The organism is Xenorhabdus sp. PB62.4 (genome assembly GCF_014467285.1).
GTDB lineage: Bacteria > Pseudomonadota > Gammaproteobacteria > Enterobacterales > Enterobacteriaceae > Xenorhabdus.
The window spans coordinates 40150-57510 of sequence record NZ_NKHR01000016.1 but is presented as its reverse complement, the minus strand read 5'-3'; the positions used below and the strand labels follow the sequence as shown (position 1 = coordinate 57510).

Below are 17361 nucleotides of genomic sequence, written 5' to 3'. Positions count from 1 at the left end.
ATGTCCAAAAATAATATAACCCATGCCTCTTTATCAGAATGGTTTGATAATCCATTATGTAAACTTCCCTCTGTTTATCGTAAATATGGATATTCTTGGCCTGATGGAACGTTACCCGATGATTATGCAAGGATGTGGGTAAAACCAAATATTACAAATACAGAGTTACCCTATATAGCTATCGCTATATTAAATGTATTGTGCTTTGATGGTACCACACGCTTACTCGTTGGTAGAGGCATAGATCCTGATCCTGATTATGCTCTATTAAAAGCCCGTGCGGAAGCGGTAGAACGAGTAAGTGCTTTTTGCCGACCCGCTGAAGAAGTTCATTTTGCTTCACCAAAAGAATTAAAAGGGAACATACATTCTGCAATACTTAATCTTATCGACCTTCGCCATGAAACCAATAATCCTCGTTGGTGGATATCCTGTAATAGCAAAATAGATGGTAGCCCAAGCTTTTTACCTCTCGAATTTGCACAAATTGAATCTTTGGCTACTGTCAAAAATCCACTAGTCTTCGCCGACTCTACTGGAATGGCTGTACATTCTTTATATGAAAAAGCAATCCAAAACGGGCTCCATGAAGCTCTGGAACGAGCTATTTTGAAAGACATATGGCAAAATGGTTTACTTTCCGTGCGCATAGCGAATGCTGATATAATAGGTAATAACCTAGTTTCATTTATCGAACAACTAGGTGCTTCTATCTGGTTTTCTCACATCAATCTAGAAGACAGTTACCATTTTTACTTAGCTTTATTTTTGGGGGATGGCATCAATAGTCCTGCTTTAATTACAGGCTGCGGTGTTGATAGCTCAAACCAGCAAGCAAAATACCATGCTATTACTGAATTGTATGGACAGCTTATACATGCCTTTGATATATGGCCAACTTTTATCTCTGAAGACAAATCCAAGTTATATTCAGGATTTAAAGCTAATATGATGAAAGAAGTTGCTCAGGAAACACTTATTCAGCTTAAATTTCATGATGCCTGCAAGAACAATGTTTATTCATACAACTATCACAATGCAAATAAGCAAATTACAAACGATTTTTTGATTATAGACCGCTCAACACCTTTATCTGAATTATTAGGTTTTCATTCAGTGCAATGTATCCTTCCTGCTAATCTACCTTTTTGTTGGAATGAGGGCCTCAAAAGCCTTCACCCTTTCTCATGAATAACTATATTAGAACTAGCAAATTTTTCACTATGATTATTGCATCTGGTGACTGGTATACCTGTAATTTAGCTCAATTAAGTAAAGCAAAGATTTCTGAACCAGATAATGAGATTTTTCGGATTATAATTAAATTATATGAAGCTGATGGATTAATAGATTTAGACTCAATTAGAAATGATTTTGGTTGGGATGAAGAATTGTGGAATTCTATTATTGACCAATTAAAACAACTTGGATTATTTGACCTATCTGATAGAGAGTTATGCTGGACAGATAAGAACTCCTTCCCATTACCCGAAACCGATATTGCTGCCTATCTTTGTGGAAAATCTATTCTATTCCATGCGGATTACTCAGATCCAGATATCTACAATCAAGATCGACATCAAATGGAGCAATTTTTAAATATATCACCTTCGCCACCTATTTATTCAGCCAACTCTTTTATCAAAACAGGTCGTCTTCCCCATCCTGCATTTTATCCATCAGGTTATCAACCGAAAACACAATTTGAGAAGCTCGGTTTTTTACTGTTTTGGACATTTGGGAAACTACGATTAGCTAGCTTTCTCGATGTTTTGGATGTGGTCCTTAAAGCTGTGCCGTCGAAAGGGTGTCGTCATCCTTTCACAATAATTGTAACTATTAACAATAGTATTTATGAGTACAATATACGTTATCACTCATTAAATTTAGTTTCTTCAGAAAAAAGTAATACTGTAAATTTCTTTGCACTTATTCGTGTCAAATGGAATTTCGAACAATTTCAATGGCGTTATCGGCATTCATGGGCTTGGAAAGATCTTTTTTTCGATTTGGGTCATCTTAATGAGCAGGCCCGTTTTGTTGCAGAAAAACTGGGATTAAATTTATCGATTGATAATACGTTGGATATTCAAGACCTCACTACTCTGGTTGACGAAACAGCCACTACTTGGCATTTATTATTGGAGACCAAAGGTGAAAAATTTAACTAATGTACATATTGCATTACCTTTAGAGTTAGATTTAAACCCTTCTCTTCCTTGGCATGAACTCTGTGTTGCAGTCCGAGAAGGGAATTTAGCTAAAATAACCAAATGTTTTCATGATGTTTTGCCTTCTCCGATACTACAAGATCAAATGGCGCTTAATTTGGGTATTTTAAAAGGGTTAGGTAGTAACTCTTGGGATGATGCAGTTGCCGAATTTGGACAACGTCGAGATGCTAAAAATTTCATATTTGTAGGCCCCATGAGAGCGATGGAAAGAAAGCCAGCTTCTCCAGGTTTATTAGCGGCATGTAGTACACCTAATGTTAAGTATTTAGTTGATCTTATAGAGAATAATCTTGACGCACTTGGTAGCCGTCTTTTTGGCACATCACTCGATCTTCACGGACGACATATTGAATTTTATGATATTGGATTAATTGAAGGGCCATTTAGACATGGTCTTGGTCAATATATCGCTTTATTTAGTCCTTTTTATTTTTCTGGTTGGAGCGATACAGCCCGGCAAATAAATTATCGCCGTTCAATTCTTTTTCATAACATTATCAAAATTCGTTTCAAAAACCTAACTTCTCCGTTACTTAAAAAGCATTTTATGGTTAACGGAGCTTCCAGTATTTTAGAAAATATATCCGAAGAGCAATTAGATCAATCTCTTGCTTTGTGGTTGACACTTCATGAATTACTACATGGCGCGGGGCCTATTCCTTTATTCGGTGCTTCAGTAAAAAAAATTCCTTTAGGCTTAGAGTATGCTGGCATTGAAGAATTTCGTGTTGATATGTCAGTCTGGCTCTTACTAGAATTATGCAAGGATTTATTCGGTGAATTAGTACCTATCACTCAGGAATTGATTTTAGCTGAACGATTACTTCGTTCTTTTCGCGGTGGATATTGGGTAAACTTGTCATCCGGTGGAATTTTAACTAACTCTGATGCTGAAAATGGCCTTTTTTGGTTTAGTTGCCTTTTTCAAAGTAACGTTGTAGAACTTAATGATATTGTTATAAATATTGATAAAAATAAAATTTACAATGTCTTATTAAATATTCTTGATGAAATTTATAAATCAGAAAGTAATAGCTCTCAAGTAGAGAATGGACAAGAATTTTTATTGGAACTCGCAAATCGTCTTCGCATGCGTTATTTTAAATTTATGGAGGGTAAATTTGTTTACACTGAACATCAGTCTTATTTTAACCGACTTATTTCTTCGTATCCAACGCATTTAAGCTTTAGCACTAGTTTTTAATTCATTATGATCAACTTTAGGGTATAATGTTATTATGGTATATAAAATTAGAGAAGCGTGTGTATCAGATGCAAGGAAAATTGCTTTGTTACATGTTAGGTCTTGGCAGGCCGCTTATAAAAACATTTTACCCAGTAAAGAACTGGGTGAGTTATCTCTCTCTGAAAAAGTAGGTTCTTGGAATAAAAGGCTAAATCATTCTGAGTCTAACTTCCCTAAAACACTTATTGCTGAATGTGATAGCGAAATAGTTGGGTTTTGCTCTTTTGGATCTGATCCTGACGATCCTAACACTGGCTCAATTTTAGCTATTTATTTTTATCAAAAACACTGGGGAATGGGATATTCTCAGCAGTTAATATATACAGCGCTTAATGAACTGAAACTTGCAGGTTTTACATTTGTAATAATATGGGTAATTGAAGATAATTTAAGAGCTTTAAAATTTTATAAGAAAATTGGGTTTTCCCCCTCTGAAAAATATAAAACTGTTAATTTGCTTGGCTGTCAGATTCGTGAGGTTTGTTTATTTAAGGAGTTGTTATGAAATTAAACTTTTTATTATTAAATAAATTAGAGCGGCTCATATATCCTTATCACACATTTCTTTGTGACATTTATGTATGCTCATATGTTATATCTTCATTTATACTTTTTCATGGCTTACATATAACATATACTTGTAACACAATAATATTGTGAGTTAAAAATGTTTACGTATAGCTAGTTGGTACGTGAAAAATTTCTAATTATGGCTGGGTTATATTTGAGAGCAATAATCCCAATAGTATAATTATTCAGAATACAAGAGATAATTTTTCCCTATATTTAGGCAAAAATAATTAATATCATTTGTAATTACAATACTTATCATTAATTTTTAGACTGATTTTATTTTTATAACCGACATTCCGCAGCTATATCTATAATAATATGATTTTTAAAGGTTTATGTGATTTCTGAACTCATGTTAAATTTTAATAAAAACAATATATTATGAATGAGGTGCGGAATTTCGGTTATAATATGATCATGAGGTAAATAATGAAAATACAAAAATCCCCTATTTTAATATTTCTTGGTAATACATTTGCAACTACAGTTGCGCGAGGAATAAGCCTCCCATTTATGTCGATATATCTAGCTAGTAATTTAAAATTACCACTAGGAATAGTTGGCGCTATCCTTACTGCAAGCTTGTTTATTAGTATTTCTTTTAATTTTTTTAGTGGATACTTAGCTGATAAGTATAACAAAATATTTGTCATGTTTGCATGCATGCTATTTTTCTCTTTTAATTTATTTGTAATCCCCATGATTTCTAAAGCTTGGATAATGATTTTTATACTAAGCTTAATTTATATTTCTAACGGCACGTTAAATATTACAGTTAAAGCATGCATTGCTGACTGGGTTTCTAGCGAGCAACGACCGCAAATTTTTTCTCTCAATTATACTTTATCAAATGCGGGCTGGGCTATAGGGGCCCCTATCGGAGTAATGGCTGCAAAATTAAATTTAACTATCCCGTTTTATCTTTCAGGAGGGATATCATTTTCAATGCTAATATTTTTAATTTTTTTCTTGCATAGTAAGAGATACTTTAAAAATAACACCAATTCAAATAACCCTCCCCCCTCAATAAATTTTTTTGAAACTTTAAACATCTTATTTAAAGACCATATTTTGATTTATTTCACCATTGGTAGTTTCTTCATGTCTCTTATTTTTAGTCAATCTTCTAGTTATATTTCTCAGTATTTATTGAGTGTTTATGATGCAGATTTTGCTTATAAAATACTTGGGGTAATTACTCCTGTAAATGCCTCATTAGTTATTTTATTACAATATATAATAAGTAAAAAATTGCATAAAAAAAACCTATTACTAAGTTTATCTTTAGGTGCATTAATGTTTACAATAGGCATTGTTGGTTTTTGGATTGCAGGAAAATCTATATTAATATGGATTATTGCAATGATATTTTTTACATTTGGAGAGATTATTGTTATACCAATAGAATATATATTTATTGATTGCATTGCACCTGAAAACTTAAAGGGAAGTTACTATGGAGTACAAAACTTTCGATATCTTGGTGGTGCTTTATCACCTATAATGGCAGGGTTTATCCTTAGCTACGCAACTCCCACAGCTTTATTTTCTACACTTATTATAGCTATTTTTTTTAGTTTGCTTTTCTATTTTATTGGTTATAATGATTTAAAAAAAATTAATAGGTTTGGTGAATTCGACTAATATGTGCAATTTTTCAGAAAAGCAATTAATTTCGTAAATATAACAATTAGGATCATTTCACCCAATCAGCTCCCTGCCGAAAAACCAGAACAACAAAATCAAAGAAGTGAATATAATACTCAAGTTTCCTTAACGCGGAGTCGTTTCGAAAATATAGTAGATCGAGCCTGGCAAAGGCGAAATGGCCTTGAAGAACGTAACGATCTCTACCGGAAAGTCATTATGGGAACCAGTGCTTATGCCATAGAAAATCGTATCGGTAATTGTGCAGAAAAATCCTGTGTCGCATTTACTCGATTAAAAAGAATGGTAGCAAAACCACTCGAACTTTTTGAAATTAACATTAATAAGCAACATGATGATTATCATAGTATTGTCATTATTGGCAGAACCACAGGGAACTCACAGTAACCCCGTACATGGAATCATGAAGCTGTAATTTGTGACACTTGGAATAAACAAGCCTACTCAAGCACGCTTTATGAGAACGACATTGCATTCGCAGGACAATTCACCTTACTTCATTGATACAACTAACCATCTCGTGGATAGCCGCTATGTGCTTTGTTCAAAACACCAAGCCGATCACACTTTCATAACAATTCATTCTCATTCACCGAAAAGTACCCGCAAACCTTCCGAAAGTCTCTTCAAGAGAAGCCTTTTAATCGCTTCAATCAGGCAATGAAAGAAACATAAAATTAACACCTATTCCCCATATGGATAACAAATCAAAATAAGGGGATTTTTCGGATGATGAGGTAGCCATGAAACTAGAAGACTTACGTGCCGACCAAAAACGCCCATTCACCAGCAAAGAGTATCTGAGTTCACTTCAAGATGGCCGTGAAATTTATATTTATGGTGAACGAGTCAAAGATGTTACAACGCATCCTGCTTTCCGTAATGCGGCTGCCTCAATTGGTCAACTATACGATGCCCTCCATGCACCGGAAACTCATGATGTACTCTGTTGGAATACCGATACCGGCAATGATGGCTACACTCACAAATTCTTCCGTTTTGCTACCAGTTCTGATGACATCCGCCAACAACGCGATGCTATTGCGGAATGGTCACGGCAAAATTACGGTTGGATGGGGCGCTCGCCCGATTATAAGGCCGCATTCTGCTGCTCATTGGGGGCTTATCCTGAATATTATGGGCAATTCGCTGATAATGCCCGTAGTTGGTATAAACGCATTCAGGAAAGTTGCATCTATTTCAACCATGCTATTGTTAATCCCCCTATTGATCGCCATAAGCCAGCGGATCAGGTCAAAGATATTTTTATTCAAATAGAAAAAGAGACGGATGCCGGAATTATCGTCAGTGGTGCCAAAGTCGTCGCCACCAACTCTGTACTGACTCACTATAATTTCATCGGCTTTGGCTCAGCACAGGTTATTGGGGATAATCCCGATTTTGCCCTGATGTTTGTCGCGCCCATGGATGCCGATGGCGTGAAATTAATTTCTCGCGCCTCTTATGAATTGGTGGCTGGCGCGATCGGAGCACCTTTTGACTACCCCCTTTCCAGTCGGTTTGATGAAAATGACGCCATTTTGGTCATGGATAAGGTATTAATTCCATGGGAAAACGTGTTAATTTATCGCGATTTTGATCGTGCCCGTAACTGGGCGGTACAAAGCGGATTTGCCCGGTTGTTCCCCATGCAAGCCTGTGTGCGTCTTGCCGTTAAGCTGGACTTCATTACAGCGCTATTGCAAAAGAGTCTTGAATGCACTGGTGTTGTGGATTTCCGCGGTGTTCAGGCCGATCTGGGGGAAGTCGTCGCATGGCGCAATCTGTTCTGGTCATTGACAGATGCGATGTGGGCAGAAGCCAAGCCGTGGGAAAATGGCGCTTATCTGCCGGATACCCAAGCGATTCAGACTTATCGCGTGATGGCTCCGATGGCTTACACGAAAATCAAGAATATTATTGAAAGTAATGTCACCAGTGGCTTGATTTATTTGCCATCCAGCGTGCGTGATATGAATAACCCTGAGATTAATAAGTATCTTGAGAAATATGTTCGTGGTTCTAATGGTATTGACCATGTAGAACGAATTAAGATTTTGAAATTAATGTGGGACGCCATTGGCAGTGAATTTGGTGGTCGCCATGAATTATATGAAATTAATTATGCCGGCAGCCAGGACGAAATTCGCCTGCAATGTCTGCGCCATGCTTATGGTTCCGGCAATATGAAGAAAATGACGGAATTGGTGGATCGCTGTCTCTCTGACTATGATTTGAATGGCTGGACCAGACCCCATTTACACAATAACCGTGATATTAACTTGTTAGATAAGCTGCTGAAATAAATCAGTAGCAGGAGGTCTATTATGTCTGTAGAAAATGAACATCGCCTGCGTTTCAGAGATGCGATGGCAAGCCTTTCCGCTGCGGTGAATATCATCACCACGGATGGCCCTGCGGGGCGCTGCGGTATGACTGCAACGGCAGTGTGCTCTGTGACAGATACACCTCCGACTTTAATGGTGTGCATTAATCGTAATAGCGCCATGAACCCGGTATTTCAGGAAAATGGCAATCTGTGTGTCAATATTCTGAATCATGAACAAGAGCTAATGGCGCGCCATTTTGCTGGCATGACCGGTGTCAGTATGGAAGATCGCTTCAAGTGGAATATTTGGAACACCGGAGTGTTGGGGCAACCGCAGCTACAGGAGACGCTTGCTAATCTGGAAGGACGTATTGAGCAAGTGCAGGAAGTCGGCACCCATTATGTCTATCTGGTGGAAATAAAACAGATCATTGTTCAGGAAAAAGGCCATGGACTGATTTACTTTAAGCGTGGTTTTCACCCTGTAATGGATGAAAACATGGCAATAACGGCTTAAAGTAAAACCATTTTTGAAACAGAATCATATTCAGCATAACCTCTCTTAAGATGAAGGTTCTTTATCAAAGAGCCTTCATCAATTTGAAAAAAGAGACAAACTCAGATCAAACGGTCATGAACCCAATGGTTAAATCGTTTAGAGAAAGTAGTATTCACGTTCAACGAATGTTCCTATTACCTTATCGTGCATCACTTCGGATTTAGAATAGCCTATCGTTTTTCGATTTAACCTTTTTATACGGATACGAAGAGTCAGGTTGGTTCTTTCGATACGTTAGGTCAAGGCCTTTCCTGTGAGATGTTTTTCCTCAGGAAGGCAATCATAAACGGCATAATTATCCGTACAGTAGAACTGGATATCCCCTCCTGCCAGAGGCAGTGTGGTTACCTGTCTGGGGGTGAGGTTTTTAGTGTGCGAATGACCGTGTTAATGCCGACCTTCAGGACGCGGGCGGTATCCCTAACACCGGCGTTATTCATCGCCATATCAATAATCCGCTCTTTCATGCCAGGATTACAGGCTTGATAGGTATAGGTTAGTTGAAAAGTTTTACGGCAGGCGTAACAGTGATAGCGGGGATGTCCAGTGGGGACTTTATCACAACATCTAATCATTGGGAACATGAACTTGAACTCGATCTTGTCCAGCTAGAAGCGGTTATCAATTCAGGCACTGACCGCCCATCTCATCATTAAAAACATGTAGATTTTCTTCTGTAATTGCTCCAAGATTATTCCAATATCATAACTACATGGATGATGTGAACATGAAAAATCCTTATTGCACGGTTGATGAATTGGGCTTTCCAAAATTTGATGCATTTGACTTTATGCGGTATAAATTTTTACCTGATAACCCTAGGTTCGTAACAGGGGAAAGTTATTTATGGGCCTATAAAGCCGCCTACTTGCAATATAATACAAATTTAATCATAAAATATGCACATGAAGCAAAAATACCAGTACTCTTGCTAGCTGGTGTCGCTGTTGCTGAGGCAGGAGGGAAGCCAGATAGAATTAAAGCATATGGTGTTTTGCAGGTGAGGCAAATTTTTCACGACACATTTAATGGTGACAATAAAAAATCAAATGCAACATCAGTTGGTGTGTTAGCTATTCAATTAAGAGCCGCTGCTGAAACATTGGGAATAGATCCATCAACGTTAACAACGAAACAACAACTTCAACTTTCTCATTGCCTCCTAACAGATGACTTCAATATAAGAGTATCTGCCTTGCATTTAAGAGATTTAATCCTCCATGACTATCCTGATATAAAAAATACAAGTGTGCTCACTGATGAGCAAATCATATTGGCTGGTTCTCGATATAATAGAGGAATAGAGAGAGACAAAAAGGATTTTATAAAATCCATATATTCACCGAGCAACTTAAAAGAGAGGGATTATAGCTCATATGGAAGAAGGATATTAGAAAAGAAAAAGTCAATATATATGATATTAGGGGTTAATGGTGAATTGTAAAATAAAATACATCATTTATTATATATTTTGTTTATTCATTATATATTCGTTTTCTTTTTTTGAAGAAGAAATATATATTGATGGAATGGAAATAAAAAATGCGTGTATAGCTCATCGTACGTTCGTCGCTGATGATACACGAGATGTCTCTGCCCCTGTGGCTGCTTTGTTTATACTTCCTCTGCTATTCAAAACAATAAGGATTAAGTTTAAGTCGTTGAAGATCAACGTCATGTTGATATCATTGATTATGTATTGGGCATGGCGTTTTTTTATAAGAATAATACTTTGTTGACCCCTCTAAAACATTCAGAGGGGATATAATATTAATATATCCTATCTTCCCAAAAACTATATCCAGAAGTACCAGCAATGTGATGTTGCCACGTTATACTCGCATATTGAATAGAAACCATTTCTTCAGGTTGCTGATTGGAATGATTTATCGAATGAGGGTTGCTCACATTCACTCTTTCTATGAAAGCTTTTTTTAATTTTACTGAATAATATAGTTCGTTTCCGCCATTCATTGATGTTCTATAAAAGAAAAATTCAATTTCAAGTTCTTCGTTCTCAGATATTGCAACACCGAGTAATGGTGAGGATTTGTCTATTGGTTTTATGAATGAAACAGGGCGGTGATTAACATTGTTCATTCTTGTTATTTCATGTTCAAAGGAAAGAACCAACACCTCATCTTCATGACCTGTTTGATATTTATTCCCTATGGAATCAAAGGTAGAGCAACCTGCAGATATCAAACCTTGTTTCTTCCCTTTTATCATTGCATATATTAAATTCGCCACACAATCCCCTAGATTAATGTACAATTTCCATTGTAAAGAGAATTAATAATACAAAATTATTTCACTCTAACGGTATCTAAAAAAATTAAGTTCCTAATTGAATTTGTTATACCATCTGGCTACTCGACTACTTAAGTTAAGCAATAACTTTTTTGGCTGTTTGAACACTATGTGCACTGACCACTGTATCATGACCACAACATTCCTGGGCCAGTCGCTGGTACTTCATGCTGTTTCCCCCCACTTTCTCCGTAGCTTGTATTGAGTACAGAATAGTCATGATCTATTTTCTGATTTTAGTTACTTTTATTTATCACTCAATTTACGAAAAATAGAAGTGTGATAGTGATCGCGGGGTTACATTAAATAACCTAAATGCTGGATAAAAGATTGAACTAAGTGCCTGTTACAAGACCAAAATTTTCGTCCGGGAAGACACCGTTATTAATAAGTAACAGGAATGGATAATGGATATCTTAGTGACGACTTAACCAATATTCAGATTAATATGAATACAGAAATAAACCGTCAATACATAACAAAAAATTAATATATAGATATTTATGATTCAATTTTATGTTTACTCTTCTTCCATCTACCATTTTCTGACAAAAAACAAATGGATTAGGTTAAATGGCAATCAAGTTGATTCATTTACGAACATACAAATCTTTTATTAATAATTTTTGATATTAATTTAGTGAATATTCTGCCAAATCTGGTATTACTTTTTTACGTTACTGTGATCAACCGTTGAGAAGATATTATATCAGTATATTAACCTCCCTCGCTTCACGATCACCCTGAATAAATAAACAAAATCACAACCCGTGCAATACGTTACGTTACAAACATGTTAACAACAGTATAATCATCTGGATGTATTGCCCATCGGAATGATAGCTAACAGAGGCATTCACTATGAGTAAAACCGCCCCGGTCGGTTTATGGGATCAACCGAAACCCTTTTTCATGATCTTTTTCGTTGAATTGTGGGAACGATTTGGTTACTACGGCGTTCAAGGCATTCTTGCCGTTTACTTCGTTCAGAAGCTTGGTTTTTCAGAAACAGAATCATTTATTACTTTCGGTGCATTTACCGCACTGGTTTACGGTCTGATTTCCATCGGTGGTTACGTCGGAGATCACTTACTTGGGACAAAGCGAACAATTGTTTTGGGTGCCATTATACTGGCAATCGGCTACTTTATGATTGGCCTTTCCATCATAGAACCTGAGCTGATTTTCTATGCCTTAGGAACCGTCGCTGTTGGTAATGGCCTCTTCAAAGCCAACCCTGCCAGCCTGCTGGCAAAGTGTTATCCGCCACAAGACCCGCGTTTAGATGGTGCATTTACGCTATTTTATATGTCCATCAACCTCGGTTCTCTGGTTTCCCTCTCTCTCGCTCCCGTCATTGCTGAAAAATATGGTTATGCCCTCACCTATAATATCTGTGGTATTGGCCTGATTATCGCTCTGCTGGTTTATATTACTTGCCGTCGCATGGTACATAATATCGGTTCAGAACCTGACCATGCGCCAATAAATTATATGACTCTGTTTTTAGTGCTGGTTGGTTCAGTGGCGATGATTGGCATCTGTGCATGGTTATTGCACAACATTAAAATTGCCAATATTGCGCTGGCAACGATTTCTGCCGTTGTTGTTATAATTTTCTTCTGGCAGGCATTCAAACAGGACAAAGTCGGTCGCAATAAAATGTTCGTGGCATTTATTCTGATGCTTCAGGCTATCGTGTTCTTTATCCTGTATAGCCAGATGCCGACTTCCCTCAACTTCTTTGCAATCAACAACGTTCACCACCAGATTCTGGGTTTTGATATCAATCCCATCAGTTTCCAGGCACTAAACCCATTCTGGATCATTATTGTTAGCCCTATTCTGGCAGTGGTGTACACTCGACTGGGTGCTAAAGGTAAAGATTTTTCGATGCCAACGAAATTCACCTTCGGCATGTTCCTGTGCTCTCTGGGCTTCCTGACCGCCGCTGCCTCCGGCTTATTTGCCGATGAGAATGGCATTACATCTCCATGGTTTATCGTACTCGTGTATCTGTTCCAGAGCATAGGCGAATTAATGATTAGTGCCTTGGGGCTGGCAATGGTGGCAACTTTTGTTCCCAGCTATCTGACTGGATTTATTCTGGGCATGTGGTTCCTGTCACAAGCTGCTGCTTCAGTATTGGGTAGTTATGTGGCAACCTTCACTGCCGCACCAAAAGGTGTGAGTGATCCACTGCAAACCCTGCCAATTTATACTGGCGTATTTGGTAAAATCGGTATCGCCACGCTAGTCATTGCCATCATTATGGCCTTTATGGTGCCATGGTTGAACCGCATTATGAAAGAAGAGGTGAAGGCGTAATCGCCCTCATTCTGCTGGCTTAAACACATTTTCCGCTTGCTGATTCATTAAGATCACGAGCGGAAATTGTTTTTTCACATAATCAGTGAAGAATAAAATATCATTTTTTCTTCCTTATTTAATATTTATGACACACCCTTCCTATTCCTTTCTTTCTTTTTTATTCGTTAACCTATTAATCTAATAACTTACTCTCAAACTGCTTTCAAAAACACCCAAGGTAATGTTTACCATGATAATAGCTATAATAAGTTTGATACCAATAATATCAAAAGAGTTAATAATCGTTATGCAGAGGATTATGAAATTCCGGCTGCGGTACTCAGGAAATTAATATCATGATATTACCGTCTAAAGTTAAAGTCACAATAAAAGCCGGCAAGACAGAAACACCATTGGCCGCAGATAAAAGCAGATAAAAATAGAAGAGACTTCCACTGGGTGGTTTAGTACACCGAAATTGAATATTACAACAAGCTTTTCTCAGCCAAGCCGTGTCATTCATACCGGAAAGATATCGTTATAATCCATATCCTTTATGAACTGCACCTCAAAATCAGGTGCAGTTCATAACTATCGACTACAATGCTAATTGAGTGCCATTACAGCACATCAACCGCATTCAGCTCTTTAAAAGCCTGTTCCAGACGCACAATCATGGAAGCCTGACCCGCACGCAACCAAACACGTGGATCATAGAATTTCTTGTTAGGTTTGTCCGCACCTTCTGGGTTACCCAACTGACCTTGCAGATAGCCTTCGTTCTTTTTGTAGTAGTTCAGAATACCTTCCCAAGTTGCCCACTGGGTATCAGTATCGATATTCATTTTTACTACACCGTAGCTGACTGCTTCCTGAATCTCTTCTGCGGTAGAGCCGGAACCACCGTGGAAAACGAAGTCCAGGCTGTTGTGTGGCAGGTTGAATTTCTCAGAAACGTAATCCTGTGAGTTACGCAGGATTTTTGGTGTCAGTTTAACGTTACCGGGTTTGTATACACCGTGAACGTTACCGAAAGAGGCCGCGATGGTGAAACGTGGGCTGATGGCATTCAGTTTTTCATACGCGTAAGCCACGTCTTCTGGCTGAGTGTACAGGGAAGAGCTGTCCAGATGGCTGTTATCAACACCATCTTCTTCACCACCAGTACAACCGAGTTCAATTTCCAGCGTCATGTCGATTTTCGCCATGCGTGCCAGATATTGGCTGCAAATTTCAATGTTTTCTTCCAGCGATTCTTCTGACAGATCGATCATATGGGAAGAGAACAGTGGCTTGCCCGTTTGTGCGTAGTGTTTTTCACCCGCGTCCAGCAGGCCGTCGATCCATGGCAGCAATTTACGCGCGCAGTGGTCGGTATGCAGGATAACAGGCACACCGTAATGCTCTGCCATCTGGTGAACGTGGTGAGCACCAGAGATAGCACCGATAATTGCCGCTTGCTGGCCTTCTGCTTTCAGCCCCTTGCCGGCAACGAAAGACGCGCCACCGTTGGAAAACTGGATAATGACCGGAGCACGTACTTTTGCCGCCGTTTCTAACACTGCGTTGATGGAATCAGTACCGACACAGTTAACCGCGGGTAATGCGAAATTGTTTTCTTTAGCGACGGCAAAGACTTTTTGAACATCATCACCAGTGATGACACCCGGTTTTACGAAATCAAAAATTTTAGACATGTTACGTGGTCCTGTATTGATATTGAACAGGCAGCAAACACTGCCTGCTAGCACAACTTAGTTACTTTTAGCACGTTCTTCCAGCATCACAACGGCTGGCAGTTTTTTGCCTTCAACAAACTCAAGGAAAGCACCACCACCAGTAGAGATGTAAGAGATTTTGTCAGCAATTTCGAACAGGTCGATTGCTGCCAAAGTATCACCACCCCCTGCGATAGAGAAAGCATCGCTCTCAGCAATCGCGCGGGCAACAATTTCGGTTCCTTTACGAAAGTTAGGGAATTCAAAAACACCCACAGGGCCATTCCACAGAATGGTTTTGGCATCTTTCAGGATTTCGGCCAGACGTTCAGCAGACGCATCGCCCAAATCAAGGATTTGCTCTTCGTCTTTAATTTCACTGGTCGATTTCAGCGTCGCTTCCGCGGTTTCAGAAAATTCAGTCGCAACACGAACATCAGTAGGAACCGGAATATCACAGCTTTCCAGCAGTTTTTTCGCTTCTGGGATCAAATCATCTTCGTACAGTGAACGACCAACATTATGCCCTTCTGCGGCAACAAAAGTATTGGCAATACCGCCACCTACGATCAGTTGATCAGCAATTTTGGACAGTGAATCCAGCACAGTCAGTTTGGTTGAGACTTTAGATCCCCCCACAATCGCCACCATTGGGCGAGCCGGATTATGCAGCGCTTTACCTAATGCTTCCAGTTCACCGGACAACAGCGGACCAGCACAGGCAATCGGGGCAAATTTAGCAACGCCGTGAGTTGACGCCTGAGCACGGTGAGCTGTACCAAAAGCGTCCATGACATACACATCACACAGTGCTGCATAGTGCTTCGATAATGTTTCATCGTCTTTTTTCTCACCTTTGTTGAAGCGAACGTTTTCCAGAACCACTAATTCGCCTTCCGACACTTCAACACCATCCAGATACTCTTTTTCCAGACGAACAGGAGAAGAAAGTACTTCTTTCAGGTAATCAACGACAGGTTTCAGTGAGAACTCTTCGTTGTATTCTCCTTCAGTCGGGCGTCCCAGGTGAGAAGTAACCATGACTTTGGCTCCCTGATTTAACGCAGCCTCAATCGTCGGCAAAGACGCACGGATACGTGCATCAGAAGTCACTTTGCCATCTTTTACAGGCACATTCAGATCAGCACGGATCAATACGCGTTTACCCGCCAGATCTAAATCAGTCATCTTAATTACAGACATGGTGAATCCTCTCATTGATTCTTTATAAAATTACTCAATCTTCTGCTATGTACCGTTTATGGCATAACAAATGATTATTTGAAACCGGTTGCGGCCATTGCCAGCGCTGTGTCAATCATGCGATTAGCAAAGCCCCATTCATTATCACACCATACGAGGGTTTTGATCAGGTGATTACCGCTGACCCTCGTTTGTGTTCCATCAACAATGGCACTGTGGGGATCGTGGTTAAAATCCGTTGAAACTAACGGCAAATCAGTGTAATCCACTATACCACGAAACTCTCTGAGAGCTGATTTTTGCAGGAGCCGGTTCACATCGCCAACTTTCACTGCGGCGCGGACTGTCACGCTTAAGTCAATGGCTGTCACGTTAATCGTGGGCACTCGTACAGAAATCGCCTCAAACCGATCACTAAATTTGGGGAAAATACGCGTGATGCCTGCCGCCAATTTTGTATCAACAGGAATGATGGATTGACTGGCCGCCCGGGTTCGTCGTAAATCACGGTGATACGCATCAATCACTGGCTGATCATTCATCGACGCATGGATGGTTGTCACCGTGCCAGATTCAATATTGAACGCATCATCCAACACTTTGATGATGGGAATGATACAGTTTGTTGTACAGGAGGCATTGGAAACAATGCGATCTTCCGTAACCAATGAATGGTGATTGACACCATATACCACGGTTGCGTCCAAGTCATTTCCTCCCGGATGAGAAAACAGGACTTTTTTGGCACCACTGGCAATATGAGCTTTTCCATCTGCCCGCTCGCCATATTTACCCGTGCAGTCAAGCACAATATCAATACCCAGATCTTTCCACGGCAAAGCTGAAATATCCTGCTGATGAAACAGCCGAATACTGTCATCTCCTACTTGCAATAAATCATTATTCAGGCGTATATCCCATGCAAAACGCCCATGACTGGAATCGTATTTCAATAAATGAGCAATGCCTTCCGCATCTGCCAATTCATTGATAGCGATCACTGAAATTTCAGCCCGACGCCCGGATTCGTAAATAGCACGCAAGACACTGCGCCCTATTCTCCCAAAACCGTTAATCGCTACCCTGATAGTCATGTTACTCCCTGAATGTCTCTGTAGTCATGCAACCGCTTAGGATAACTGAGCAACTGCTGCTTGTACGGATAATTCATCACAAAATTAACCAGATTGTGACAGACAAGACATTTTTTC

General features: G+C 39.1%; 17 protein-coding genes and 1 pseudogene. 12 read left to right on the top strand and 6 right to left on the bottom strand.

What is annotated here, in order from left to right; translation table 11 throughout:
- From Xenpb_RS13510 to hpaC, 8 genes are all read left to right on the top strand, one after another.
- Positions 1-1191 carry a YcaO-like family protein gene (locus Xenpb_RS13510; protein WP_187654802.1) on the top strand — a complete coding sequence of 397 codons (1191 nt, stop codon included), beginning with the start codon at positions 1-3 and terminating at the stop codon, positions 1189-1191.
- A 32-nt stretch (positions 1192-1223) separates the two neighbouring features.
- Entirely contained in the window at positions 1224-2171 is a 948-nt protein-coding gene (locus Xenpb_RS13505; protein ID WP_187654801.1) for a hypothetical protein, read from the top strand.
- Positions 2155-3438, top strand: coding sequence for a hypothetical protein (locus Xenpb_RS13500; protein WP_187654800.1), 1284 nt, complete (start codon positions 2155-2157; stop codon positions 3436-3438). The genes Xenpb_RS13505 and Xenpb_RS13500 overlap by 17 nt, the downstream gene beginning before the upstream one ends.
- Before the next feature lie 34 nt (positions 3439-3472).
- The gene (locus tag Xenpb_RS13495; protein WP_187654799.1) at positions 3473-3985 is read left to right on the top strand and encodes a GNAT family N-acetyltransferase; all 513 of its coding nucleotides are present in this window, start codon (positions 3473-3475) and stop codon (positions 3983-3985) included.
- A 497-nt stretch (positions 3986-4482) separates the two neighbouring features.
- Positions 4483-5697: an MFS transporter gene (locus tag Xenpb_RS13490; protein ID WP_187654798.1), complete on the top strand. Its 1215-nt coding sequence runs from the start codon at positions 4483-4485 to the stop codon at positions 5695-5697.
- 3 nt (positions 5698-5700) lie between these two features.
- Positions 5701-6108 carry a hypothetical protein gene (locus Xenpb_RS13485; RefSeq protein WP_187654797.1) on the top strand — a complete coding sequence of 136 codons (408 nt, stop codon included), beginning with the start codon at positions 5701-5703 and terminating at the stop codon, positions 6106-6108.
- A gap of 356 nt (positions 6109-6464) precedes the next feature.
- Entirely contained in the window at positions 6465-8027 is a 1563-nt protein-coding gene (gene hpaB, locus Xenpb_RS13480) for a 4-hydroxyphenylacetate 3-monooxygenase, oxygenase component (RefSeq protein ID WP_187654796.1), read from the top strand.
- A 21-nt stretch (positions 8028-8048) separates the two neighbouring features.
- Positions 8049-8567: a 4-hydroxyphenylacetate 3-monooxygenase, reductase component gene (gene hpaC, locus Xenpb_RS13475; RefSeq protein ID WP_187654795.1), complete on the top strand. Its 519-nt coding sequence runs from the start codon at positions 8049-8051 to the stop codon at positions 8565-8567.
- 138 nt (positions 8568-8705) lie between these two features.
- Here hpaC and Xenpb_RS20045 read toward each other — a convergent pair.
- Positions 8706-9157: pseudogene (locus Xenpb_RS20045) on the bottom strand (IS1 family transposase); the annotation flags it as partial.
- On the opposite strand from Xenpb_RS20045, the gene Xenpb_RS13460 reads away from it, so the two are divergent.
- The 3 genes from Xenpb_RS13460 to Xenpb_RS13450 all read left to right on the top strand — a co-directional run bounded on the left by Xenpb_RS13460 (position 9110) and on the right by Xenpb_RS13450 (position 10348).
- Positions 9110-9265, top strand: coding sequence for a hypothetical protein (locus Xenpb_RS13460; protein WP_187654793.1), 156 nt, complete (start codon positions 9110-9112; stop codon positions 9263-9265). The pseudogene Xenpb_RS20045 and the gene Xenpb_RS13460 overlap by 48 nt on opposite strands.
- 71 nt (positions 9266-9336) lie before the next feature.
- Positions 9337-10053: a hypothetical protein gene (locus tag Xenpb_RS13455; RefSeq protein ID WP_187654792.1), complete on the top strand. Its 717-nt coding sequence runs from the start codon at positions 9337-9339 to the stop codon at positions 10051-10053.
- Positions 10040-10348 carry a DUF2645 family protein gene (locus Xenpb_RS13450; protein WP_187654791.1) on the top strand — a complete coding sequence of 103 codons (309 nt, stop codon included), beginning with the start codon at positions 10040-10042 and terminating at the stop codon, positions 10346-10348. The genes Xenpb_RS13455 and Xenpb_RS13450 overlap by 14 nt, the downstream gene beginning before the upstream one ends.
- A 31-nt stretch (positions 10349-10379) precedes the next feature.
- Here Xenpb_RS13450 and Xenpb_RS13445 read toward each other — a convergent pair whose 3' ends face one another.
- Positions 10380-10859 carry an Hcp family type VI secretion system effector gene (locus tag Xenpb_RS13445; protein WP_187654790.1) on the bottom strand — a complete coding sequence of 160 codons (480 nt, stop codon included), beginning with the start codon at positions 10857-10859 and terminating at the stop codon, positions 10380-10382.
- A gap of 136 nt (positions 10860-10995) precedes the next feature.
- A complete protein-coding gene (locus tag Xenpb_RS13440) occupies positions 10996-11139 on the bottom strand; it encodes a hypothetical protein (protein WP_187654789.1) in 144 nt (47 codons plus the stop codon).
- 641 nt (positions 11140-11780) lie between these two features.
- Here Xenpb_RS13440 and dtpB point away from each other — a divergent pair.
- Positions 11781-13247, top strand: coding sequence for a dipeptide/tripeptide permease DtpB (gene dtpB / locus Xenpb_RS13435; protein ID WP_187654788.1), 1467 nt, complete (start codon positions 11781-11783; stop codon positions 13245-13247).
- A gap of 602 nt (positions 13248-13849) precedes the next feature.
- Here dtpB and fbaA read toward each other — a convergent pair.
- From fbaA to epd, 3 genes are all read right to left on the bottom strand, one after another.
- The gene (gene fbaA / locus Xenpb_RS13430; protein WP_187654787.1) at positions 13850-14926 is read right to left on the bottom strand and encodes a class II fructose-bisphosphate aldolase; all 1077 of its coding nucleotides are present in this window, start codon (positions 14924-14926) and stop codon (positions 13850-13852) included.
- 57 nt (positions 14927-14983) lie between these two features.
- Complete coding sequence (gene pgk, locus Xenpb_RS13425; RefSeq protein WP_187654786.1) at positions 14984-16150, bottom strand: phosphoglycerate kinase; 1167 nt, start codon at positions 16148-16150, stop codon at positions 14984-14986.
- A gap of 74 nt (positions 16151-16224) precedes the next feature.
- Complete coding sequence (epd, locus tag Xenpb_RS13420) at positions 16225-17244, bottom strand: erythrose-4-phosphate dehydrogenase (protein ID WP_187654785.1); 1020 nt, start codon at positions 17242-17244, stop codon at positions 16225-16227.
- Positions 17245-17361: the final 117 nt, after the last annotated feature.

Bases quoted from the DNA above. Each gene is read 5' to 3' on its own strand.
- hpaC (WP_187654795.1), top strand. From the start codon at position 8,049: ATGTCTGTAGAAAATGAACATCGCCTGCGTTTCAGAGATGCGATGGCA.
- pgk (WP_187654786.1), bottom strand. From the start codon at position 16,150: ATGTCTGTAATTAAGATGACTGATTTAGATCTGGCGGGTAAACGCGTA.
- Xenpb_RS13495 (WP_187654799.1), top strand. From the start codon at position 3,473: ATGGTATATAAAATTAGAGAAGCGTGTGTATCAGATGCAAGGAAAATT.
- Xenpb_RS13450 (WP_187654791.1), top strand. From the start codon at position 10,040: ATGGTGAATTGTAAAATAAAATACATCATTTATTATATATTTTGTTTA.
- Xenpb_RS13505 (WP_187654801.1), top strand. From the start codon at position 1,224: ATGATTATTGCATCTGGTGACTGGTATACCTGTAATTTAGCTCAATTA.
- Xenpb_RS13455 (WP_187654792.1), top strand. From the start codon at position 9,337: ATGAAAAATCCTTATTGCACGGTTGATGAATTGGGCTTTCCAAAATTT.
- dtpB (WP_187654788.1), top strand. From the start codon at position 11,781: ATGAGTAAAACCGCCCCGGTCGGTTTATGGGATCAACCGAAACCCTTT.
- Xenpb_RS13510 (WP_187654802.1), top strand. From the start codon at position 1: ATGTCCAAAAATAATATAACCCATGCCTCTTTATCAGAATGGTTTGAT.
- fbaA (WP_187654787.1), bottom strand. From the start codon at position 14,926: ATGTCTAAAATTTTTGATTTCGTAAAACCGGGTGTCATCACTGGTGAT.
- Xenpb_RS13440 (WP_187654789.1), bottom strand. From the start codon at position 11,139: ATGACTATTCTGTACTCAATACAAGCTACGGAGAAAGTGGGGGGAAAC.
- Xenpb_RS13490 (WP_187654798.1), top strand. From the start codon at position 4,483: ATGAAAATACAAAAATCCCCTATTTTAATATTTCTTGGTAATACATTT.
- hpaB (WP_187654796.1), top strand. From the start codon at position 6,465: ATGAAACTAGAAGACTTACGTGCCGACCAAAAACGCCCATTCACCAGC.
- epd (WP_187654785.1), bottom strand. From the start codon at position 17,244: ATGACTATCAGGGTAGCGATTAACGGTTTTGGGAGAATAGGGCGCAGT.